The sequence below is a fragment of the Vaginisenegalia massiliensis genome (assembly GCF_900604935.1).
GTDB lineage: Bacteria > Bacillota > Bacilli > Lactobacillales > Aerococcaceae > Vaginisenegalia > Vaginisenegalia massiliensis.
Map to the genome: position 1 here is coordinate 209986 of NZ_UWPC01000001.1, position 24072 is coordinate 234057.

Annotated in this window: 22 protein-coding genes and 1 pseudogene; 8 read left to right on the plus strand and 15 right to left on the minus strand. The window is 37.6% G+C overall.

What is annotated here, in order from left to right; all coding sequences use genetic code 11:
• Window positions 1-76 precede the first annotated feature (76 nt).
• Window positions 77-352 (plus strand): acylphosphatase, encoded by a 276-nt coding sequence (locus EIH20_RS00885; protein ID WP_164470829.1) that lies wholly within the window; start codon window positions 77-79, stop codon window positions 350-352.
• Between the two features lie 89 nt (window positions 353-441).
• Entirely contained in the window at window positions 442-1386 is a 945-nt protein-coding gene (yidC, locus tag EIH20_RS00890) for a membrane protein insertase YidC (protein WP_124057466.1), read from the plus strand.
• A 67-nt stretch (window positions 1387-1453) separates the two neighbouring features.
• Here the strand turns inward: yidC and EIH20_RS00895 are convergent, their stop codons facing one another.
• The 3 genes from EIH20_RS00895 to gndA form a co-directional block, all read right to left on the minus strand.
• The gene (locus EIH20_RS00895; RefSeq protein ID WP_124057467.1) at window positions 1454-2953 is read right to left on the minus strand and encodes a sensor histidine kinase; all 1500 of its coding nucleotides are present in this window, start codon (window positions 2951-2953) and stop codon (window positions 1454-1456) included.
• Entirely contained in the window at window positions 2953-3654 is a 702-nt protein-coding gene (locus EIH20_RS00900; protein WP_124057468.1) for a response regulator transcription factor, read from the minus strand. The genes EIH20_RS00895 and EIH20_RS00900 overlap by 1 nt, the downstream gene beginning before the upstream one ends.
• A 164-nt stretch (window positions 3655-3818) precedes the next feature.
• Window positions 3819-5261: an NADP-dependent phosphogluconate dehydrogenase gene (gndA, locus tag EIH20_RS00905; protein WP_124057469.1), complete on the minus strand. Its 1443-nt coding sequence runs from the start codon at window positions 5259-5261 to the stop codon at window positions 3819-3821.
• A gap of 139 nt (window positions 5262-5400) precedes the next feature.
• Between gndA and EIH20_RS08715 the strand changes: the two genes are divergently transcribed.
• Window positions 5401-5541 carry a DUF4044 domain-containing protein gene (locus EIH20_RS08715; RefSeq protein ID WP_420894245.1) on the plus strand — a complete coding sequence of 47 codons (141 nt, stop codon included), beginning with the start codon at window positions 5401-5403 and terminating at the stop codon, window positions 5539-5541.
• Window positions 5542-5577: 36 nt separating this feature from the next.
• Here the strand turns inward: EIH20_RS08715 and EIH20_RS00915 are convergent, their stop codons facing one another.
• The 5 genes from EIH20_RS00915 to rpmG all read right to left on the minus strand — a co-directional run bounded on the left by EIH20_RS00915 (window position 5578) and on the right by rpmG (window position 8472).
• Window positions 5578-5970 (minus strand): rhodanese-like domain-containing protein, encoded by a 393-nt coding sequence (locus EIH20_RS00915; protein ID WP_124057471.1) that lies wholly within the window; start codon window positions 5968-5970, stop codon window positions 5578-5580.
• 2 nt (window positions 5971-5972) lie between these two features.
• Window positions 5973-6950, minus strand: coding sequence for an ROK family glucokinase (locus EIH20_RS00920; protein WP_124057472.1), 978 nt, complete (start codon window positions 6948-6950; stop codon window positions 5973-5975).
• An 18-nt stretch (window positions 6951-6968) separates the two neighbouring features.
• Window positions 6969-7679 carry a rhomboid family intramembrane serine protease gene (locus EIH20_RS00925; RefSeq protein WP_164470830.1) on the minus strand — a complete coding sequence of 237 codons (711 nt, stop codon included), beginning with the start codon at window positions 7677-7679 and terminating at the stop codon, window positions 6969-6971.
• Window positions 7669-8241 carry a 5-formyltetrahydrofolate cyclo-ligase gene (locus tag EIH20_RS00930; protein ID WP_124057474.1) on the minus strand — a complete coding sequence of 191 codons (573 nt, stop codon included), beginning with the start codon at window positions 8239-8241 and terminating at the stop codon, window positions 7669-7671. The genes EIH20_RS00925 and EIH20_RS00930 overlap by 11 nt, the downstream gene beginning before the upstream one ends.
• 78 nt (window positions 8242-8319) lie before the next feature.
• Window positions 8320-8472: a 50S ribosomal protein L33 gene (gene rpmG / locus EIH20_RS00935; RefSeq protein WP_070755656.1), complete on the minus strand. Its 153-nt coding sequence runs from the start codon at window positions 8470-8472 to the stop codon at window positions 8320-8322.
• Between the two features lie 219 nt (window positions 8473-8691).
• Between rpmG and EIH20_RS00940 the strand changes: the two genes are divergently transcribed.
• Entirely contained in the window at window positions 8692-9096 is a 405-nt protein-coding gene (locus EIH20_RS00940) for a hypothetical protein (RefSeq protein ID WP_124057475.1), read from the plus strand.
• Between the two features lie 14 nt (window positions 9097-9110).
• Window positions 9111-9728: a hypothetical protein gene (locus tag EIH20_RS00945; protein ID WP_124057476.1), complete on the plus strand. Its 618-nt coding sequence runs from the start codon at window positions 9111-9113 to the stop codon at window positions 9726-9728.
• Between the two features lie 163 nt (window positions 9729-9891).
• Here the strand turns inward: EIH20_RS00945 and ndk are convergent, their stop codons facing one another.
• Together ndk and EIH20_RS00955 are read right to left on the minus strand one after the other, a co-directional pair.
• Window positions 9892-10290 carry a nucleoside-diphosphate kinase gene (gene ndk, locus EIH20_RS00950; RefSeq protein WP_206424083.1) on the minus strand — a complete coding sequence of 133 codons (399 nt, stop codon included), beginning with the start codon at window positions 10288-10290 and terminating at the stop codon, window positions 9892-9894.
• Between the two features lie 91 nt (window positions 10291-10381).
• Complete coding sequence (locus EIH20_RS00955) at window positions 10382-12463, minus strand: peptidoglycan D,D-transpeptidase FtsI family protein (protein WP_124057477.1); 2082 nt, start codon at window positions 12461-12463, stop codon at window positions 10382-10384.
• Between the two features lie 278 nt (window positions 12464-12741).
• On the opposite strand from EIH20_RS00955, the gene EIH20_RS00960 reads away from it, so the two are divergent.
• The gene (locus EIH20_RS00960; RefSeq protein ID WP_124057478.1) at window positions 12742-15459 is read left to right on the plus strand and encodes a YfhO family protein; all 2718 of its coding nucleotides are present in this window, start codon (window positions 12742-12744) and stop codon (window positions 15457-15459) included.
• 64 nt (window positions 15460-15523) lie between these two features.
• The gene (locus EIH20_RS00965) at window positions 15524-16375 is read left to right on the plus strand and encodes a DUF1189 family protein (RefSeq protein WP_164470831.1); all 852 of its coding nucleotides are present in this window, start codon (window positions 15524-15526) and stop codon (window positions 16373-16375) included.
• A gap of 43 nt (window positions 16376-16418) precedes the next feature.
• On the opposite strand, the gene EIH20_RS00970 is transcribed toward EIH20_RS00965, so the two are convergent.
• Window positions 16419-17756: a DEAD/DEAH box helicase gene (locus tag EIH20_RS00970; protein WP_124057480.1), complete on the minus strand. Its 1338-nt coding sequence runs from the start codon at window positions 17754-17756 to the stop codon at window positions 16419-16421.
• A gap of 207 nt (window positions 17757-17963) precedes the next feature.
• On the opposite strand from EIH20_RS00970, the gene zwf reads away from it, so the two are divergent.
• The gene (gene zwf / locus EIH20_RS00975; protein WP_124057481.1) at window positions 17964-19406 is read left to right on the plus strand and encodes a glucose-6-phosphate dehydrogenase; all 1443 of its coding nucleotides are present in this window, start codon (window positions 17964-17966) and stop codon (window positions 19404-19406) included.
• 167 nt (window positions 19407-19573) lie between these two features.
• Here zwf and EIH20_RS00980 read toward each other — a convergent pair whose 3' ends face one another.
• The 4 genes and pseudogenes from EIH20_RS00980 to dinB all read right to left on the minus strand — a co-directional run bounded on the left by EIH20_RS00980 (window position 19574) and on the right by dinB (window position 23930).
• Window positions 19574-20560 (minus strand): DHH family phosphoesterase, encoded by a 987-nt coding sequence (locus tag EIH20_RS00980; protein ID WP_124057482.1) that lies wholly within the window; start codon window positions 20558-20560, stop codon window positions 19574-19576.
• A gap of 13 nt (window positions 20561-20573) precedes the next feature.
• The gene (locus EIH20_RS00985; RefSeq protein ID WP_420894246.1) at window positions 20574-21890 is read right to left on the minus strand and encodes a DRTGG domain-containing protein; all 1317 of its coding nucleotides are present in this window, start codon (window positions 21888-21890) and stop codon (window positions 20574-20576) included.
• Between the two features lie 98 nt (window positions 21891-21988).
• Window positions 21989-22803 (minus strand): annotated as a pseudogene (locus tag EIH20_RS00990) (ZIP family metal transporter).
• An 11-nt stretch (window positions 22804-22814) separates the two neighbouring features.
• Window positions 22815-23930 carry a DNA polymerase IV gene (gene dinB, locus EIH20_RS00995; protein ID WP_124057484.1) on the minus strand — a complete coding sequence of 372 codons (1116 nt, stop codon included), beginning with the start codon at window positions 23928-23930 and terminating at the stop codon, window positions 22815-22817.
• Window positions 23931-24072 lie beyond the last annotated feature (142 nt).

Here is a 24072-nt window from a genome sequence, read left to right on the forward strand (position 1 = left end):
TGATATAATAGCCTTGTCAAAATTATATCATTTTTTTGTGAAAATAACGATGACTGAATTGAAAGGAGCTCCCAACATGCTAACCTATCAACTACTAATTTCAGGAAAAGTACAAGGCGTCGGCTTTCGCTACCATGCCTACCAACTTGCCAAAAGAATGAGCTTAAACGGGCAAGTTCGCAACTTAAGCAACGGACAGGTGAGCTTACTGCTTCAAACCGACCCTGAAAAAGTCACCGATTATATTCAAAAATTAAAAATTTATCCTCACCGATTTATGAACATTGAGGATATTCAATGTAAAGAAATTAACTGTCAAAGCCATTTCAATGGCTTTGACATCGTTTACTAATTCCCTTAAGAGACAAACAAAAATGATTGATATATCAACTAAAATTCATTATAGTAAATGGGTATTGAAAATTAATCGGAGTGTGAGAAATGAAAAAACAACATAAAAAAATTCTGTTTAGCCTTTTACTAATTACGATCGTATTCATGGCTACTGGCTGTGTATCATATGACAAGGCAGGACATCCAACTGGCTGGGTCTATGATTACTTTGGCAAACCAGCGATTCAATTTCTTGACTATCTAGCGGCCATGTTTGGTTCATCCTATGGTATCGCCATTATTATCGTTACCATCATTACACGTCTTTTCATGATGCCTTCATCTATTAAGATGACAAAGAATTCTATGATTAGCCAAGCTCGTATGAAAGTTGCGCAGCCTGAAATCGATGAAATGAAAGCCAAAATTGAGGCAGCCACTGATCCACAAGAAAAAGCACGACTTAATACAGAAATGATGGCTATTTATAAGAAATATGACATCGATATGATGTCAGGTTTAAGCGGATGTTTACCCTTACTCGTCCAAATGCCAATTATCTCTGCTGTGTATACAGCTATTCGTACCTCAGAAAAGATTCAGGCTTCAACTTTCTTAGGCATTCATTTAGGTTCGAAATCGATCCTTTTAGTTGTTTTAGTTGTCCTTGTCTATGGTTTACAGGGCTGGTTAATGCAGAAATCAATGCCTGAGACAGACAATGCTGCTGCTAATCAAACTTCAAAAACAATGATGTTTATGAATCCGGTCATGTTAGGTTACTTCTCTTGGATCTCAGCAGCCGGTCTTGGCTTATACTTCTTAGTCGGTGGTCTCTTCCAATTAGGTCAACAAGTCTATATTAATAACTTAGTCCGTCCTAAAATCCAAGCGATGTTAGATGAAGAAGCTAAGAAACATCCAAAACGCACAGTCACTGTTAGCCAAACTAAAACGGCAAGTGAACCTAAACAAAACAAGAAAAACCGCTTAGTTCCAACTAAAGAACCCCTTCAACAACGTAATGCCGGTAAACAAAACCGCCAAAAATAGACAAACAAAGAGCAGCCGAATCGGCTGCTCTTTATTTTTTTGAGTTAAAGGGCTTAACAGACCCTCTTTACAATTGTTTCTTTTGCTGAATTAACTTACTCTTATGAATTTGTCTTGTGTCATTGAGGATTGGAAATTCAACATAGAAGATTGATCCATACCCTAATACACTTTCCACACGAATTTTTCCTCGATAAGAATCTACTAATTGTTTGGCGATACTTAAACCTAAACCATTTCCTCCCTTATTACGAGAGCGGGCTTTATCTACGCGGTAAAAACGACCAAAAACGCGTTCTTTATCCTCTTCAGTCATTCCTTCACCAAAATCTTGAATGGCTATCTCAATTTGGGCAAAACTTTGACTAACTGAGATATGAATCTCATGACGATCTCGACTATATTTAACCGCATTATCAAGCAAGATGATTAAAATTTGTTCGAAGTGATTTCGAAAAATACGTACATATAACTCGGTTCCTTCTTTTTCAGAATCTAAATAAAACTGAAAATCTGGATGAATCATAACAAAATTGTTGTAGACTTGTCGAATGGTCGAATATACTTCGGTAATTTCATCTTTATAGTCCACTTCTATATGATCGGCGCGTGATAAATCTAGCATTTCTTGAACAAGATCTTTCATGCGAGTAATTTCTTGAAGGGAGGCTTCAATCGATTCATCCAATACTTCAGGATCCGATTTACCCCATCGACTTAACATTTTCAAGTGGCCTTCAACAATAGCTACCGGTGTTCTCAATTCATGGGAAACATCTTCAACAAATTGTTTTTGGTTACGAACGTACAAATCAATCTTATCCAGTAAACGATTGACATGGACATTTAAATCACTCCACTCATCATGGCTCTTCGGTTGACGAATACGAATTTCTGATAAACTATCTTCTTCAACCATATCTAAGGTATCATTTAAATAATTAAGTGGTAGTAAGAATATCGATGTGATTGCAATAGCCGCAATAACGGACACAATCTCGATTACCAAAAGGATAATCCAAAAATCATCCTTTTGTTTAGCCATCAAAGCTTCCATCGTATTAGGTAAAACAACAAATTCTAGTTGACCTAGTAATTTATGGGAATGATTTGAAATCAAGGTACTGCTATTAGCCAAATAGTCATGGTCCTGATAGACGATATGTTGAAGTTGATCACTTTCTTCGATTGTTGGAATGGAGATGTGCTTAGTCTCATAAATTAATTGATTGTTATTATTATATAATCGAATAGCAACATCTTGACTTTCAAAGTAGTGAATGCTTCGACGAACTTCTGGCAACACCGTCTCAAGATTAGTTTTATCAATATCGCTAGTACGTTTATCGTCTTGAAAAATACTTTCAAATTCTTCCAAGAAAGAAATGGTGGATTCATATTTTTCTTGATAGGTCTGTTGATAAGCTTCAAATTGAGCTTCTTTGACTTGGTAAAAGTAGGCATAAACACTCACCATACCAATGAAAGAAAAGACGATAAAAAGCAAAATCCCCCATTTCCATTTCAGAGATAGGGGTTGTTGCTTAGCCGAAAAAAACGGAATCATTAAGTTCTCATAACATAGCCAGTGCCACGAACAGTTTGAATGTAGCTATCCTGACCAGGTACATCAATTTTATTTCTAAGATAACGAATATAAACATCCACTACATTCGTTTCCACCTCAGATTTGTAGCCCCAGACTTTATCCAATAAAGTTTCCCGAGACATAACCATATTTAAGTTTTCCATTAAATAAAGCAATAACTCATATTCACGTTTGGTTAAATCAATAACTTGATCGCCCCGTTTGACAATACGATTTGCTTTTTCGACAACCAAATCACGGTATTTAACGGTTGGTTGATGACTTGCTCGGTGATCTTCTTCGGTATCAATACGACGGAATAACGCCCGAAGTCGTGCTAGAAGTTCTTCAATCGCAAAAGGTTTGACAATATAGTCGTCAGCACCTTGATCCAATCCAGAAACGCGGTCAATGACCGAATCACGAGCCGTCATAATAATAATGGGGGTATCTTTGATCGGTCGAATACGCCGACAAACTTCTAAGCCATTCAATTCAGGTAACATAAGGTCTAGTAAGATAACATCCCAATTTTGGCTTAAAGCCATATCTAGTCCTGAGCGACCATCATAACAAATCGCCGTTTCATACCCTTCATGTTGTAATTCTAAATCAACAAATCTAGCTAAATTCTTTTCATCCTCAATGATTAGAACGCGATGACTTGCAGTTTCTGCCATATAGCTTCCTCCCAACATACTAAATTGTCTCATTTTAGTGTACACAATCTGTTATAGATTTGCACATGAAAGCACTTTACTTTCATTATTTTATCATTTTTGAATAAATAAGAAAGAGGTTTTATTGAAATTATGCAAGTAAATTCTTACTTTCTAATAAAGACCTAATCTTGAATCTGTTCCTCTTTTCCTTCTTGCCAATGGAAATGATAGGTTCCCTCTTTATCAAGTCGTTGATAGGTGTGAGCTCCAAACAAATCACGTTGTGCCTGAATGAGGTTGGCAGGTAAAACCGCTGACCGATACGCATCATAATAAGCTAAAGCACTTGAAAAGGTAGGTACAGGAATACCCGCTTGAATCGCTAAACTTACAACACGACGAACGGCATGATGATGACTAGAAACAATATCCAAGAAATAATCATCTAACATCAAGTTATCTAAGTCAGGTTGTTTAGTATACGCATCGGTTATCTTTTGCAAGAATTTAGCTCGAATAATGCAACCAGCCCGGAAAATCTTCGCAATTTCTCCATATTGAAGATTCCAATTATACGTTTGACTAGCCGATTTCATTTGGGCAAAGCCTTGAGCGTAAGACATTATTTTAGCAAAGTAAAGGGCTTGACGAATCGCTTCAATCAAGTCTTCTTTTTCTTGAACGGATAAAATCATTTCAGGATGATAGGCTGGAATAATTTGGCTCGCTTGAATACGTTGATCTTTCTGAGCTGAAATATATCGAGCAAAAACGGATTCAGTGATTAAAGATAAAGGTTCGCCTAAATCAAGAGCACTTTGAGACGTCCATTTGCCTGTCCCCTTATTGCCCGCTTGATCCATTATCATTTCAACCAATGGTTGACCAGTCGACGGATCAACTGTTTGCATAATTTGAGCTGAAATTTCCATTAAGAAAGAGTCTAAGTCGCCTTGATTCCACCGAGCAAAGATTTGGCCAATTTCTTGGGCACTAAGACCTAAGACCCGTTTTAAAAGATCATATGATTCAGCAATCAATTGCATATCGCCATATTCAATACCATTATGAACCATTTTTACATAGTGTCCTGCTCCGTCAGGGCCAATATAAGTGACGCAAGCTTGACCATCTTCAGCCTTGGCCGCAATTTGCTCCAAGATTGGAGCCACCAAATCATAAGCCTCCTTTTGGCCGCCAGGCATAATAGCCGGACCTTTTAACGCCCCTTCTTCCCCACCAGAGACACCTGTTCCAATAAAATTAATCCCTGATTCGGCTAACATTTGTGAACGACGGATAGTATCTTGGAAGAAGGTATTCCCTCCATCAATTAAAATATCTCCTTTATCCAAATGCGGTAATAAGGCTTCAATTGTCATATCCGTTCCTTTACCCGCTTGAACCATTAATAAAATTTTACGTGGGCTTTCTAAGGACGCCACAAATTCCTCAATAGTATAAGTTGCGAGTAGGTTTTTACCCGAATTAGCTGCGATAACAGCTTCTGTTTTGGCAGCGGTTCTATTATATAAGGCGACAGAATAGCCTCGGCTTTCAATATTTAAAGCAATATTGCGGCCCATAACCGCCATGCCGACTACCCCGATTTGTTGTTTTTCCATACAAGAGCCTCCTATGTGTGATATCTATCCTATTTTAACAAAGTTTGTGCATTTATAAAAGCAAGCCTCATTGATATGTTGAAACTTAGTCAAATTTTAAGTAGAATAGGGTTCATAAACGAGAAGGGATTGACTAGTTTTGGCAAAACGAGTATATAAAGCAAAAAAACAGCGCTCAAAAATGGATAAAATGGTAAGAACCGTTGCTATCATAATGGTGTTCATTATGTTAGTATCCGCTATTTTGAGTGTCTTCCTAAGTTTCTATTCTGCAATGTAAAATTTACTAAGCAAAAGGCTCCTTTCGGAGCCTTTTTTAGTTTGATTTTATTTTTCCTGTCCAGCCGGAAAAACCATCTTTTAAGATATAGATTGTTTGATAACCATTTTTCTTCAAAAGGCGAGCTGCACGAGAGGCTTGGAACATATAATCATCATATAAGTAGACTGGTTGGTCTTTACGAATTTCTTTATAGCGCATTTTAAACTGACTACTTGGAATATTTCGTGCACCTAGAATATGTTTGGCATCAAATTCCGTTGCTTCACGCACATCGATGACTTGTGCTTTACGCATATGTTCATGGAGCTGATCTTCTGACACTAATTCTGCAGAGTGACGACGGATCAACCAATGATAAGCAAAATATGCACCGTAAATTAGAATAATGGTCGCTAAAGTTATCGTAATAAAATTTAATAATTGCATCGTTATTCCTCCAATTGACTTTCTAAGCGGACTAATTGAGCCGCTCCAAAGAGTCCCGCATCATTACCTAAGGTTGCTAAGGCAATCTGGGTTGACTCTTTTACTTGTTTGAAACAATTTACTTCAAAATGTTCTTTAACTTTTGTTAATAAATAATCACCAGCAGCTGACACTCCTCCACCAATAACAATAATCTGTGGATTTAAAATATGAGCCACATGTGAGCAAGCTAAACCTAAATAATGACAAAAATGATTGACTACAATCTCAGCAAAGCGATCGCCGGCCTTCGCCGCTTCAAAGATTTCTTTAGCCGAAACCATTTCTCCATCATCAATTTGAACTTTAATTTGTGAATCGCCAGCATAGGATTGAGCATAATGCCGCGCTAAATTGACAAGCCCAGTCGCTGAAGCTACTGTTTCAAGGCAGCCTTTTTTTCCACAGGTACATTGAAAGGCTGGATCTTCAACCACACTTAAATGGCCCACTTCACCTGCACAGCCACCAAAGCCGCGAATAAGTTTATGATCGACAACAATACCTCCACCGACTCCCGTTCCTAAGGTAAACATTACAACGTTAGCACGGCCATTGCCTGCTCCCATCCATTGTTCACCTAAAGCCGCAACATTGGCATCATTTTCAATAAAGAATGGAATTGAAAAGGCAGACTCAAAGGCTTTTTTGACTTCTTGTTTCTTAGACCAATTTAAATTATAAGCGCCAATAACGGTTCCTTCCTTAGCATCTACCGCACCGGGAGACCCCATTCCAATACCAATAAAATCTTCTTGTCCTAATTGATACAAAGCTAAATGATCCTGAATTGACTGAATCATATCAGGGATAATATGACTTCCCTCTTCTAAAATATTAGTAGCAATTGACCATTTTTCTAGCAACTCTCCCGTTTGGGAAACAATCGCAAATTTAATAGAAGTCCCGCCTAAGTCAATCCCTAAAATTTTCTTTGCCATGATAATCACTCACTTTCATTAGAAGATTCCATAACCTTTACTTAATAATACCAAGGATAAGCCAATAAGAACAAGCAAACTCAACCCTTGTTTGAGCCATTTTGATTTACCCTCATCATATTTCGGTTGGCAAATAAGATAAGTCGTCACTGCCCCAAATACTGCCCCACCAAGATGACCCCAATTATCCAAGCCAGGACTGAAAAGGCCCACTATAATATTAATAACCAATAAAACACCGAAAGTATAAGACCGTTGTTTTAATCGAGACGATTCAGGGTAGATAAATCCGAGGACCAGAAAAGCTGCAAAACAACCAAATAGGGCAGTTGACGCCCCTGCTGAAATATTTGATGAAAAAGCAAAAGATGCCAAATTTCCACCCATACCACTGATAAAGAAAATAATGAGGTATTTAATCCAACCCACTGTATAATCCAATTCTTGGCCTAAAAAATACAAAGTGAAGACATTGATAGCTAAGTGTTCAAAACCAATATGCAAGAAGATGGCAGATACTAAACGCCACCATTCATGATAGGCAATCATTAAAGGGTTAAAACGAGCCCCCATCGCCACTAGAGCTTCCCCATTCTCAGTCGTACCAAAACGAATGAGCGTCACTAAAAACATAAGAACCATAATCAATATCAGGGCATTTGTGATAGTCAAATTATCATTGAATTTACGACGCCAATAGCGCCAACGATAAGACAAATTACGCACCATACAAAACAACTCCATCATTTTGAGCTAAAATGATCCGCTCTAAGGCTTGATCGTGGTCTTCTAAGGCTAACATCTCTTCTGCAACTAATTGCGGCGTTAAAGCCATAGACCATGTCGGTCCTTCAAAGTTTGCCAAAATTCGATCATAATAACCACCGCCAAAGCCTAAGCGATACCCACTAGTAGAGAATGCCACTCCAGGAACAATCATTAAATCCAAATCCTGACATTCAATTTGTGGACAAGAAGCTAAAGGTTGATGAATATATTTCTGCACCACTTCCATCTGATCTTGACCCAAATATTGATTAAAGGAAAGCTGTCTTTCTGGTAAAATACGTGGCAAATATACTTCCACCCCTTGCTTAACTAAAGACTCAATTAATTTCGGGGTTTGAATTTCTGGCTTGAAACCATAATAAAGAGCTATTTTATTAAAATTATTTTCCTTAACAGCTTGAAGAATATGAGCAAATAAAGCCGTTTCCTGCTGGTCACGGTCTATTACAGACATCTGACGTAATTCGCTTAAGATAGTTTGTCGTACCGTTTTTTTATCCATGCTTTCACCTCATTTTCTTGAAAAAAAAGAACAAGTCAACAACCTGTAGCTGCTAACTTGTTCACTAAATTGCCAAAATTATTTCTTCACTTCACGGTGTAAAGTTACCTTACGTAATCTTGGGCAATATTTTTTAACTTCTAAACGATCCGGGTTGTTACGTTTATTTTTAGTTGTTAAATAATTACGATCGCCACATTCAGTACATTCTAAGTTAATGTTAACGCGCATGTTTTTCCCTCCAAACTTTATCCATGTGGTAGTTTGTTCATCAGAACAATACTAGAGTATTATATCATCTAATTTTCTAAATTACTAATCTTTTTTTACAATACATTCAAAATAATTGGCCAAAAACAAAAAAATTAATCCCATTGTAATATCCTTATAGTTGAATCTTAGCTAGACTCTGATAAAATAATGAGGTGAATAAAAGAAAGAGGTGTTTAAATGGATATTTGGGTATTAGTCACTATTTTATTAGTGATTTCCATCATTTTACTTGTCATTTCCTTCTTCATGAATGAAGATAGCGATGTTCAAGAAAGAATTGAAGAATTAACGGTCCAACAGTCACAAGAACTTTATCAACTAAAAACGCGTTTAGCAGAATTAGAAGCACGCGATCGGTCAGACTACAGTGGCCAAACAAATTATAGTCCTGTAGGTGTTGTGGAACCCGTTGAAGATTCAATCGATCCATCTTTAACTATGGATGATTTAACGGATGAACAACATGAAGATATTATCCGTTTCTACTCTCAAGGCTACACCATGCATGAAATTTCACAACAAGTGAAAGTTCCTAGCAAGTTAGTTCAAGATGTTGTCGATGACTACATCGAAAACCGTTAAGAAGGAGGCATCTTATGAAGAAGTCAACCGTTCGATCTACGGCTCTAGGTTTCTTAGCTTCAGGTATTTTGACTGGTGCCTTTGCTGTTTTTTTTCAAGGTAACCTTCCCGTTCAAGGAACAAGCCTTGATTCCATTGTCAACCAAAGTCAGCAAAGTGATAAGAAAGTAAAAGAATTAGAAAGCAAACTAGCCCTATTCAGCCAAGATAAAACTGAATTAGAAAAGAAAAACAGTCAGCTTCAAGCGTCATTGGAGAAACTTAAAGACGAAAAAAATAGTAAAAAATCAAAGAAAGATTCGTCGTCAAATGATTCTTCAGACTCTAGTTCAAGTCAAGATGAAACACTTGCCAATAATCAAAGCAGTCAAGATGAAAATCAAACAAGTCAAACAAGTGAAAATGTAAAATCTGGAACTTTTGTCATTAATGATGGAGAAGGCTCAGATGTGATTGCTCAACGTCTCGTTGATGAAGGTTACTTGAACTCAACGGATGAATTCCTTAGCATAGTTGACCAATGGAATTTATCTTCCGTGCTTCAAACAGGTTCATTTGAACTCAATTCCGGTATGTCCGCTCATGATATTGCCTCCATCCTTACAGGTGGCGAATATTATTACATTCCATAACAATAGTTAAGACCTCTTTTATCTGATGATGAAAGAGGTTTTTTGATGCCCATAAAATTCCCGCTCCCCCAAAGACTCCAAAAATTAGCAAAAGAGCCAAGCGAAATTTAAAAATTTCGCTTGGCTCTTTTTTAATTACATAGAAATTAACGATTTCGGTATCTTAACCAAAGAAACGTTTAATTTCGATTTGAGCTGTTTCTGTTGAATCTGAACCATGGATAACATTTTCTGTCATATTCGTAGCAAAGTCACCACGAATGGTTCCAGGTTGAGCTTCTTTAATATTGGTAGGCCCCATTAATGTACGCATACCTTCTACAACGTTGTCTCCCTCAACGACTAAAGCTAAGACAGGACCACGAGTCATAAAAGCAGCTAATTCTGGGAAGAAAGGTTTGTCAGCGATATGAGCGTAGTGTTCTTTAATTAAGTCTTCACCCAATTGTTTTAATTCAGCTTTGACAATTTTATAACCTTTGTTTTCAATACGACTAAGAACTTGACCCATTAAGCCTCTTTCAAGCGCATCTGGTTTTAACATAATGTAAGTTTGTTCCAAAAGTATTTCCCTCCAATAAAAAAATTCAATTTGGTTCATTATATCCTGAACCAAATTGAATTAATAGGGTTTTTGCAAATTTAATTAAAGTTTAATTTGCAGCTGGCTTGAGATCGCCATAAGCTTCAAAATAAGCTTGAAATACATCTTTGGCGACTTTAGTTGATTCACTCGCTTGTGATTCTGGACCTAAGTATGGTATCACTACCGAAATGGCAATTTCTGGGTTTTCATATGGAGCAAAGCCAATATAGGTTGCATTTATGACTGGTTCATTCTGTGCGTATTTAATAGGTCCTGCGTAAAAGGCTTCGGTTGTTCCTGTTTTTGATCCTACTTGAACAGGGAAATTACGGAAATAGTAAGACGCTGTTCCTTCAGGAGTGGTCGAGGCTGCTAACATCCCTTGATGAATGCGATCCATAACGACTGGGTCTACCTGAATTTTATTCATCACTTTTGGCTGAATCCCCTGTTTTACAGCACCTAGCTCCCCATTTGCGTCAGTCCCTCGAATTTCTTTAACAATACGAGGAGAATAGCGAGTTCCTCCATTAGCAATAGTTGAAGAATACTGTGCTAATTGTAAAGGCGTATACAAGTCAAATTGTCCGTAAGATAAGTCCAAAGCTGAAACAGCTTGAATACTCTTTGGACTAAAACCGGCTGATTCATTAGGTAAGTCAATCCCTGTCTTAGATCCCAGACCAAATTCAGAGAAATGGCCCCGCATGATATTAAGGGTATTTTCATTGATATTTAATTTGCCATCCTCTTCATATTCTTGACCACCAATTTTCATGGCCATTTTAATCATATAAATGTTAGAAGATCGTTGAATAGCTTGAATATCATCAATTGGGACTTTACCTGTTCGGTTGAAAACAGAAGATTTTTCTGCGGAAGCTTGGAATTTGAGTGGTTCATCGACAATAACATTATTATCGAGACTTATGGCCCCTTCCATATAGCCCATTGCGACCATAGCAGGCTTAACACTGGAGCCCATCCCGTATGAGGTATTGATAGCTCCCACCGCATCATCAACAATCGTATCGTATTTAACGGCATCTTTCTTTTCATCATAATCAAACCGTTTTCCTGAAATACCTAAAACATCCCCATTTTGCGGGTTAATCGCTGTAATATAGATGCGATCACTTAAACCGTTGTTGGCCAAACCTTTAAGAGAATCTTCTGCAATCTTATCTAATTTTGCCTGAAAAGCCGTATCGATGGTAAGTTGAAGGTTATCTCCCTTTGCCCCCTCATAGATTTGTTTATTTTCCAAGATATCATCAGAAGAGTTCGTAATAATATTTGAAATGGACTTGGTTCCGCGAAGAACATCTTCATACTGTTGTTCCAAATAGGAAATTCCTACCCGGTCATTCATCGCGTATCCTCGAGCTGTTAATCGATCAGCTTCTTCGCTAGGTAACCCACGTTCTTCAGTTGAAACTTGCCCCAAAATCGACTTAAGCATCTTTCCTTGGGGATAGGTTCGTTGCCAATCCGTCCCAATTATTATACCTGGTAAAGAATGTAAATTTTCACTGACACGCGCTACTTCGTCTTGGGTCACATTTTTATTTTTTACGGTAACAGTTGATAAGGCATAGGCCGAATTCATTTTTTTGAATAATGCCGCAATTTTTAACTCAGCTGGAGAAAAATCAATATCTTTGTCCGTCACTTTGCTTAATTGGGCATTATAGGCTTCAGTCCCACGTAAAAGTTTTTCTTTTTCAGAAAGACGACTATTAACTAAGTCTAAATTCACCACAATGAAATAATCTTTTAAATCGCGTTTAGATAGATCTTGTACGGGAATATCAATCAAGGAAGCTAATTGTTTAGCATTATTGACGATATCCTTAGGGGTAACTTTTGAATCCTTATCCCGGGTATATAAAATGGCTAGTTCAGGGTTGTTCCCTACCAAGACTTTACCCTGACTATCATAGATCATCCCCCGAGGGACGGAACCGGTTGACCGAGTGGCCTCTGTCCGTTGCACCATATCCGTTAAGCTCTGGCCTCGATAAATCTGCAAATAAGCTAAACGAGCAAATAAGGCAGCAAAGCACAGAAAGGAAACAAAAAATAAGATATTTAAGCGAAAAGGAATGTGGGATTTATTTTTACGTTTTTTTAATTTATATCGAACCATATACTCACTCTATTCTTGAATAATTTCATTAATGGGCTAGCAGATGAGGATGCTCATCATCAATCTCTCACATTATAACAAAAATCTCTGTCGAGACAAAGGCAAATCTTCCCAGTAAAGATTCTTGCCCTCCTTTAGTTTACTATTTTAGTATAGACGTCCTTCTCATTTATTTTTCGAACATTTTTTGAAAAAAATTTGACTTCGACGATTTTAAGATGATGGCGTGACAATATTCTGTTATCATAGTGACTAAGAGTATTGAGGGGGTATAGTACGTGAAGCAAACACTTAAAGTTTATGGCCTTAGTTGGCTACTATTAAGCGGTATACTGATCGTTTTAGCATGCTTATTTGAATTTGCCCCCTTCGGTAATGAAACACTACTAACAGTAGATCTTGGCCAGCAGTATATCGATTTTTTTGCCTATTTCAAACACACATTATTGACACAACATGATCAATTTCTTTATAGCTTCAGCAAAGGCATTGGTGGAGAAATGATTGGCCTCTGTGCTTATTATTTGATGAGCCCTTTTAATCTGATTTTCTTATTCCTAAAAGAAAACCACTTTGCCATGGGGGTCCAATTGGTCCTATATGGTAAATTATTAGCCAGTTGTTGGTCTTTCCAATATTTTACTCGTCAAAAATATTCGCTCACGAACATTATGTCGGCATGCTTTAGCTTATGCTATTGTTTAATGAGTTATATTGTTGCCTTTAATTTCAATATCATGTGGCTTGATGCCATTATCTATCTACCTCTGATAGCTTTAGGTCTTGATCATCTTATCAAGGGTCAGTCCATTCGACTTTATGTACTGAGTCTTAGCTTATGTCTCATTTCTTCTTATTACATGGGCTATATGATTTGTCTATTTTTAACGCTTTATTCTGTCTATGTCATGATAGAAAATCAAATCCAGTTTTCTAGGAAAACTCTGCTGGGCAAATATGGACGCTTTGTTGGCTCCTCTGGGTTAGCCGTTGGTTTGAGTGCCTTTATCTTAATACCAAACATTTTATCTCTTCAACACTCAAAGGCTAGCCATACCCGAATGATCTTTAACTGGCAAGCCGATTATGATCTAAAATCGATAGCAGGAAAATTATTTTTAGGCGCCTTTGATTTCGACCAACTAGCAAAAGGAGCACCGCTCATCTATGTTGGCTTACTGTGTCTCGTTCTAGCCCTTTTTTATTTTACTAACAAGGCTTTCCCCTTGATTGAAAAATTATGGGCTGTCTGCTTAGTCCTTATCTTTTACCTTGCCTTTCATTTTAATAGTTTCAATCGTATATGGCATGGCGGACAAGCCCCTATCTGGTATGAACATCGCTTTTCCTTTTTGTTATGCTTTTTTATCTTAATATTAGCCATTAAATCCTATTCTCATTGGTCAGAACAAAGCCATCTGACTTTTAAATTAGGTCTTTCCATGTTAGCTTTTACTGGATTCTCTGCTTATTATTATTTTCAATTAGATAAAACAAACAACTTTTCCTATTTGAACCCCACTAAAATTGGCTTATCCTTAGTCTTTATGGTCATTCTATTATTTGCCTTAAATTTCCCACAAAACAAGTTTCCTCTTCAAGAATGCCTACTGCTAGGTCTTGTGACTTGCGAACTAATGACCAATGCTGGCTTAATTCTGGCGGAAATGAGTTATGTTGACGAGAGTAAATTCTATGATTATACTCAACAACTCCGATCCGCTACTGATCCCTATAAACAAGGTCCAAATGAATTCTATCGTATCCATAAGACCTTTCAACGTACCAAAAATGAAGCTTTTTATGGAAATTATTATGGTTTAGACCATTTTGCCTCTACCATCGAAGCGCCTACAACTGATTTGTTCGCCAAATTAGGTCTGCCTGCGAGCAAAGGTTTTGCAAATTATTCTAACGGAACTTTATTCACCGATGATCTATTTTCTGTTCGTTATCTCTTAGAACCTAGTCCTCAAAGTGGTCACTATACACGAAGCAACCAATATCAATTATCTCCTTCTGCTTTAGATATTGATAACGAGGCCTATCCAATTATCGCTAAACAGCAACGCTATCAAATTCGAGAAAATACGGATCGATTTGGTTTAGGATTCGAAGTTTCTGCTCGACTCACTGATCCACAAACTCGGTTGAGCAGCAACCAACCTATCGAAAACCAAGAACTTCTCCTTTCCCTCATCAATTTTGATGGCTCAACCTCTCCGTTTTATATTCCGCGTAACTTCTCTAAAACACAACTTAATCAGGTTAAAATTACCGATAAGGGCGACGGAGATTTTTATACCTATCAAAAAACCAAACCTAATCTTAAACAGATTATCAATCAGGTTCAAGATTCTACCCATCCATCTTCCTCATCAAAGCATCACCCAAGTGTATCCCTATTTTTTGACACCCAAAGTCAAAATCCATATTATTTCACTTTACCTAGCCAATTTAGTCAAGATAATGTCCGCCTAAAGTTAAATAATCAGCCTTACGCCTTTTATAGTCCTATTCGCTCTCGACAAATCACCAATGCGAGTTATAAAAGTATCCGCAATAATCAAGTCCTTAGCTTTGAATTAAAAGAAGATAAACTTAAAGCCAATTTGATTAAACTTTACGAATTTGACCTTCCGCGTTATCAACAACTAGTGAAGAAACACCAGGCTAATCAATTTAAAGTCACCGAATTTCATCATCATTGGATCAAGGGAGAAATCAAAGCCCAACAAAGTAAAGGCTACGTCCTGTTTACCATTCCCTTTGATTCGTCTTGGCAGGTCAAAGTGGATGGAAAGCGCGTAAAAACCGTTGCCGCCCTCAATCAAACTTTATTAGCTATCCCGATTACTGCAGGACATCATCAGATTGAACTCACTTATCTACCCATTAGTTTATTCTATGGTTGGGGAATAAGTTTGTTATGCTTAGCCATATCATGGTGGATATGGCGTCGCCAAAAAGCTTCTCCTCAAACAGTAGATGCTTGAAATGATGATTGATGTTCGGTATGATAAGTAGTTGTTAAATATACCCAAGTGAAGGATGTTCATTTTGAAAAATCTGTTTAAACTTATTCGCCAAGGATTAGACAATCCAAGATATTTTGTTGAGACCATTCGTTTTGATTGGACTCAGCTTTTAATATTAAATGTTTTGGCTTGTTTATTAATGGCCCTTTCCATTTCCTCAAACCAATTCCCTTATTTGCAAAAAATGGATCAAGATATTCAACAAATGATTCAAATTATTCCAAATTATTCGTTTAAGAATCATGAGTTACAGCTTGCTAGCAAACCACTTTACTACCAAACGGATTTATTTCAATTAGTATTTGATGATCAAGTTGATCAAACTAACCCGCAAAAATCCCTATCCTTACCTGACAATAAGGCTGATTTAATAAATCCAGAAATCCCAATGGGTTTATACGCCTTTAAAAAGCAAACTTATCTTGTTGTTAATCAGCGCTTAGTTCCTTTTAAAGATTTTAATCAACTGTCCATTAGTCGCAAAGGATTAATCAAGTATCTGGCTAGTTTGAAAAAATCATTACCCTTACTATTATTTGTCGTTTCATTTTTTGGATCAATGATAAGTTACTGGCTGTTAATTTTACTCATTGGGTTACTGGCTGGTTTCTTTAATGCCCGCTTATCCAAACGAGTTCCTCTAGCCAGTCGAATAAAACTAGCTATGACAACAAGTTTTATTCCATGGGCGCTAGTCCAGATAATAGCGATTGTAATCCCGGGATTTCAGCAAAGACTTTCCTTAATCGTCTTCGCTTCTCTCTGGTTAATATATCAAGCCTTCAAAGAACATACGCGCTTTGTGCATGCCTTAATGGAACAATTGCAAGAATTAAACCAACATGAAGATGACATGAATAAAAAAGAAGACTAAAGCAGTAAGGCTTTAGTCTTCTTTTTTATCAAAAATAGTTTGATTAATTTGTTTCTTTGCGTCTTTGTTGACGCCCTTGCCGTTTAGCTTCAGCTCGTCGATGTTCTTTAATTTTATAGTTTAACTTACGTTTATAGCCTGGCTTAACTTTCTTCTTCTTGGTTTGATTGACCATGGCTCTTACTTTAGGATCATCCAAATCTTTTTTGGTATCCTGGCGTTCAATACGACGATGACGGGATGCCACTGGTTTAATTTGGCCTTTAACCAAATCAACCTGTGTAAACTGAATCCCCTTCTTCTCCAGAGCAATAATAGCTTGGTCATCATCTGGTGTGATAAAAGTATAAGCTTGCCCAGCTACTTTGTTACGCCCAGTACGTCCCACACGATGGACAAAAAATTCTAGTTCCGTCGGGATTTCGGTGTTAATTACCATGGATATACCAGGAATATCGATTCCACGAGCCGCTAAGTCAGACGCTACCACATATTGAAATTCTAAATTTTTAATCTGTTTCATTAAGCGAGTACGCTCTCTTGGGCTTAAATCACCATGTAAGGCAGCCACTTTTAATCCACGTTCTTTTAAATATTGACTTAATTCTTCTACATATTTTTTGGTATTACAAAATATTAAAGCAAGAAAAGGATGTCCCATTGTCACCAAATCATAGACTAATTCTTCTCGACTTCTTCCTTTAGTATTAATCAGAAAATTCTCAATTTCTGCTGAGAGAACCTGTTCAGGCTCAATTTCTACCTTAATCGGACTTGTCACATATTTATTTAAAAAGACTGACAATTGTTGAGGAATGGTAGCTGAAAAGACCATTAATTGGAGCTGCTCATTCATTCGTGAAGCAATGTCATCGACTGTTGATAGAAAACCTAAGTCCATGGTCATATCTGCTTCGTCTACGACTAAACACGTCGCTGTTTGTAACTGCAAGGCGTTTTCTTTCATCATATCAAGGATTCGCCCCGGTGTACCAATGACGATTTGAGGTTGATCACCAGTTTGTAATTTTTCGATTTGTCGATTTTTATCTGTTCCGCCGATATACGCTTGAACAGTAATCGTATGTGGTGAGAAACTAGCAATAAATTTAGCATCTTGATAAAGCTGTTGTGCTAATTCGCGACTAGGCGCCGTTATTACCGTTTGAACTTGAGCTAAGTCAGCTTGAATTTTTTCAAAAACTGGAATTAAAAAGCTGTGCGATTTACCTGAACCTGTCTGTGATTGAACAATTAAATTATCCCCTGCTAAAGCTGGCGGAATAACTTGTGTTTGAACTGGGGTCATGGTTTTAAATTTTAAATCTGTTAAAGCCTGTTGAATAAATGGTTTTAAATTAATTTCATTAAATGTTGTCATATTTACTCCTTAAGATTGATTGCCGGTATTTTATGCAGAAAAGAGAAGTTTAAGTATCCCTTCTAATTCTATTTCCTTTTCTTATCGTTGTTTAGCATAACAGACTTTGCTTGGCTTGTCTAAACATTGTCTTAAGTTATCAAAAAGAATTTGTCTTCTATTAGGAATTTAAATATAATAAGACTTGAGAATTTTTGGAGGCTGATTATGAAAGAAAACAATGTATTAATCACACTTTTTGGTGCGAGTGGCGATTTAGCAGCACGCAAACTCTATCCAGCTATTTATAAACTCTATAAAAGCGGTCGAATCAGTCGCCAATTTGCTTTAATTGGCACCGCTCGGCGCCCTTGGTCAGATGACTACTTTAGGCAGGTCGTTCTCTCTTCTATTGAACCCTCTCAACAGGAACAAGAGCTCGCACAAGAATTTATTAGTCACTTTTATTACCAAGCCCATGATGTCACTGATAGTGTGCATTATCAAAAATTAAAACTTAAAGCTCTTGAATTAGAAGAGCGATATCAACTCAGTGGTAACCGTCTATTCTATCTTTCCACCTCACCAAGCTTCTTCCCAACTATTGCTGGCTATATAAAAACTCAGGGATTACTCTCACAAACAGGTTATAACCACCTTATGATTGAAAAACCATTTGGCCATGATTTAGTCTCTGCCAACCAACTTCAAAGCCAATTAAATGAAGCCTTTGACGAAGATCAAATTTTCCGTATTGACCATTATTTAGGCAAAGAAATTGTCCAAGGTATTGATAATTTGCGCTTTGACAATATTATTTTCAGTCAATCTTGGAATAAAGATACGATTGATAACATTCAAATCACCCTAGCCGAAACTGTTGGTGTTGAAGAACGCGGCGCCTACTATGAACAAAGTGGCGTACTTCGCGATATGATCCAAAATCATGCCTTACAATTACTAACTCTTATTGCAATGGACCGTCCAAAAGATACGTCTAATCATGCTGTTCAAACAGAAAAAATTAAAGTCCTCCAACATATCATTCCCTATAAGGATGCCGAAGACGTCGCTAAAAACGTCATTCGCGGACAATATGGTCCCTCAATGGATGGTCAACTTAATGGCTATCGTCAAGAAGCAAATGTGGCTGAAGACTCTCAAACTGAAAGCTTTTTAGCGCTTAGACTTGAGTTAGATTTACCGCAGTGGCAAGGTGTCCCCTTCTATATTCGCTCTGGTAAACGAATGAAACATAAAGCAACCACTATTGATGTTCAATTTAAATCCACTCGACCTGATTTGTGTGGAAATTTCTTACACATCGAAATTTCACCGGACTTATCATGCGAACTATGGTTAAATCATAAGAAAATGGGCTACCAACGGCAGTCTGAATTGAAGCTCTTTAAAACCGACTATACTGACCAACAAGCTGCCTCCAGTCCCGATGACTATGAACGCTTAATCTATGAATGTATGATAGGGGATAAAAGTCACTATGCCCATTTCCAAGAAGTTCAATATGCTTGGCAGTTTGTAGATCAAATTCGTTACTATTGGCAAGAAATTGGCCCAATAGCTTTTCCGAATTATGCAGCAGGTACAAATGGTCCCGAAGCGGCTAAAAATTTATTGGCCCGCGATGGCTTCAAATGGTTAGGCCTTTAAGAAATTTGTAGCTGTTCTCAAAGACGAGTTCATCAAACAATAATAAATTATTCCAAACATAAAAAAAAGCGCACTATGACCAATGATTGGTCATAATGCGCTTTTTTGCAGTCTTAAGTGTACAGTAGGATGATTGAACCTTGCTTTTTAAAAATGATTTATTCAAATTAGCCTTTTGATATATGAATGTCACGATAGGCACAAGCATTTTCACTTAATTCAGCTACAATTTGATCGATATCAGCTTGGTTGTAAGCATTAGCCCCACTTGCAAGAGGATGGCCGCCCCCTTCATGTTGAGCAGCAATTTGATTGATTTGAGGGCCTTTAGAGCGTAAGCGGCATCGATAAGGAGGATTGCCATCCACTTGCTCAACAAAGAGACACCATGAAAGAACACCTTCAATCGCTCCAAAAAGACCCGCACAAGCATTCGTTTGTTCCTCGGTTAAACCAAACCGAGCTAAATCCGCTTGGTGGATAACTACATGGGCTACACCATCATCATTTAATTGCATGATGTCATATAAATATGCTTGAAATTTAGCTTCCGCTAAGGTCATTAAACGGAAGCGATCATTAATCTGATAAAAATCGATTCCATGCGCCATCAAACGCCCTGCTACTGCCATTGTTAGTGGACTGGTTGAAGGAAAGAGGAAGCGTCCTGAGTCACCAACGATACCCGCATACAAACAAGAAGCTGCTTCTTTAGTCATTTTCCAACTATTTCCAGCATTTTCAACAAGCAAACTAATTATTTCACTACATGAGCTAGCTTGAGGATACACAAGTTGCAAATCACCATATGCATCCACAACCGGATGATGGTCAATTTTTACCAACTGTGAACCCTTTAGGAAATGTTCCCCATCAATCCGTGGCTGATTAGCTGTATCGCAGATGACCACTAGGGCATTTTGATAATCTTCACGAGTAACCTTATCCATTGAACCTATCCAAGCCAAACCTTTGGAAGTGGTACCGGCAGCCATAATCCGTTTGTCTGGATAGCGATTTTGCAAAATATATTTTAGTCCTAGTTGGGATCCTAGAGCATCTGGATCAGGACGAACATGACGATGGATAATGATGGTTTCATACTTTTCAATCAACTTGACGAATTCGTTAATGAGTTCTTGTTCAATATACATAGAATCCTCTTTTCTAATTTTGTTCAATAATTTGGCTAGTTACAATTGCCCGCGCAACTAAACTGTTCTCATGGTACACATCGACTTGACTCAAGACAGACCGCCGATTTTGATAGAAAATTTCAGCCTTGAATTGAATTTCATTACCTAACTGAATCATATTAAAGTAATTAAGGTCTAACTTTTCAACCATTGAATTAAATTTAGTTTGATTTAATAATTTTTGATGAGCAACATTCGTAATCAATTCACATAATACACCATATGAAATTGTACCGAAATTCGAAATCATTTGCGGTTGGATGGTCACGCGGAAATCATAGTGATTGCTATTAACACTAGCAGGATAGCGATCTAAATGTGCATTCACTTCATCCTCATAAGTATGAACGATTTGAGGCTGCTGCTGAAGCGACTGCATGGCTTTCATGACATCTTGTCTAGTAACCACGCCCAGTAATTGTAAGTTATCAGCGACTACAGGCAACATTTCTAGATCTTCCCAAATCATTTTATGTGAAACACTAGCAACGGACATATGAGTTTTTACCGTAATCGGTTCACGAGTCATGAGTCGTTCAATCACAGTTTGTTCATTCTTACCAATTAAATCCTTAGCCGTAACGACCCCAATTAAACGTTGATTATGAACAACTGGGAAACGAGAATCCCCAGTCATATCAGCATATCGATGGAAAGTTTCAACCGTATCATGGGGACTTAAATAACGAGACTGTTCGAGTGGGACAAAAATATCCTGAACGGTCACAATTTCTTTTTTTATCATTTGTTCAGTCATCGAGCGATTAATCAAAGTAGCCACGGTAAAAGTGTCATGGGCTGTCGAAATTAACGGCAACTGGTATTGATTGGCTAAATCAATAATTTCTTGAGTAGCACCAAAGCCCCCAGTGATTAAAACAGCCACGCCATTGGCTAACGCCAATTCTTGGACACGCTGACGATTACCCACAATAATGAGTGACCCAGGAGAAAAATATTTGGTCATGGCTTCTACAGTCATCGCACCAATAATAAATTTAGCCAGATGATTGTTCAAACCGGCATGTCCTCCCAAAACTTCTCCTTCAATAACACTCACAATTTCTTCAAAAGTTAGCATATCTGGTGAATATTTGGATTTCTTCTCAATTCGGATAGTACCCACACGCTCAATAGTTGAGACTATGCCCAAAGTTTCAGCATCTTTAATGGCCCGGTAGGCTGTTCCTTCACTCATATTTAAATGCTTTGCAATACCCCGAACAGAAATCTTATGTCCAATGGGTAACGTTTCAATATAATGAATTATTTGATCATGTTTGGTCAACGTCATTCTCCTCCAAAAGCAAAAACTGTTATATAAAAGATTTAAAACAGACAACCTTTTATATAACAGTTTAATTAATTATACATTCAAATACAAGCTTAACCTAAGGCAACGTCCAAAATCATCATAATAATAAATCCAACCATTAAACCTAAGGTTGCCTTATCCGTATTATTCTGCGACTGAGATTCAGGAATTAATTCTTCAACGACAACGAAAATCATCGCTCCAGCCGCAAAGGATAAAGCATAAGGCAATAATTGAGTCATTAAGATAACCGCCCCAGCCCCCACCATGGCGGCTAGAGGCTCTACAATAGCCGATAAATGAGCCATAGTAAAGGCTTTATGGACTGATTTGCCTTCAGCTTTCAAAGGTAATGATAAAGCAGATCCTTCAGGAATATTTTGAATACCTATACCCAAAGCAACGATAAAGCTCCAGCAAAAGTTGCTTGGTTTAAGCCTAATGAAGCAGCAGCAAAGGCCACACCTAAAGCTAGCCCCTCAGGAATATTATGAATGGTAACCGCTAAAAATAGCATCATGGTACGCGATAACGACGTTTTTTTCAAATTGGTATCTCCATGGTCCCCTGCATAGTGAATATGCGGCACCACAATATCCAACAACCGTAAGAATGCTCCCCCAAGTAGAAAACCAATTGTGACGGGCAACCAGACTGGTAAGGGACTGTCACCGATAGCTGCATATTCTAAAGCCGGGTTTAATAGAGACCAAAAGGAAGCGGCCATCATGACTCCCGCAGCGAATCCTTGCATCAATGACAGAAAAGATTCATCCATTCTTTTGGTAAAAAATACGGTTGCGGATCCTAGTAAGGTACAAAACCAAGTAAACAGGCCAGCAATTAAAGCTTGCCAAACTGGATGTAAGGCTTGAATGGTACTCAAATATTCCACTCCTAACTGAGTTCTAATTTTATCGGTTCAATGGTTTGATCCTCAAATTGACTAATAGCAATGCCTAACAAACGAATGCATTTATTAAGTTGTCCATGAGTTTGCCACAATTGACTAGCAAGATCTAAACATATCTCCCATGAATCAATGGGATCAGCCGTCTGCAACTGACGAGTGATGGTTTCAAAATCATCATACCTTATTTTAAGGGTAAGGGTATGACCTAGCAAGTCTTTTCCCTTTAAGTCAGCCATTATTTTTCGACTCAGTTGTTCTACAGCCTGTTCAACTTGATCATTTTGATCTAAAAAATACTGAAAAGTCATTTCACGTCCTTTTGATTTTCTTTCTCGTTGAGCACAAACAGGACTATTATGAATTCCCCGAACTTTAAAGTATAGGGAATAACCCATTTTGCCAAAATGAGTCATTAAATCATTCAATGAATAGGTCAGTAAATCGCGACCCGAAAAAATACCCAACCGATGGAAGTGGTGAATGGACTTCTTACCCACTCCATAAAAATCTTCAATCGGTAATGATTGCAAAAATAAAGGAGCTGATTCAGGAGTTACCAGAGTCATGCCAAATGGCTTTTGATAATCAGAGGCAATCTTGGCGATAAATTTATTGTAGGAAATACCAATTGAACAGGTCAAATTCAACTCATCGAGAATCTGTTTTTGAATCATTTGGGCTAAACGAATTGCTGAAGATTCCCCTTTTTTATTTTCAGTCACATCAAGGTATGCTTCATCCAATGACAAAGGTTCAATAAGGTCTGTATATTGGCTAAATATTGTGCGAATTTGTTGCGAAACTTGCCGATAATAGCCCATATTTCCCTGAACAAAGATAGCTTGTGGACAGAGTCGATAAGCCTCAATGGCTGGCATGGCAGAATGGACGCCAAATTGTCGAGCAAGATAATTACACGTCGACACAATTCCTCGCCCACCTGTTAAACTAGGATGCTTGGCAATTATGATGGGTTTATGGGCAATGGAAGGATTGTCTCGCGCTTCAATGCTAGCATAAAAAGCATCCATATCCACATGGAGAATTTTTCGCGAACAATCGATTTTCGGATCTTCAAATCGCAATAGACCGTATTCCATCTAACTTCACCCTTTCGATTAACTATTCCCTGTTAATTATACAAACATATGTTCGTGTTTTCAATATAAAAAATAGCCTACTTAATTTCTTTCGTATCGCATTCAATAACAGAAATTAAATAGACTATATGATTATTAGTTA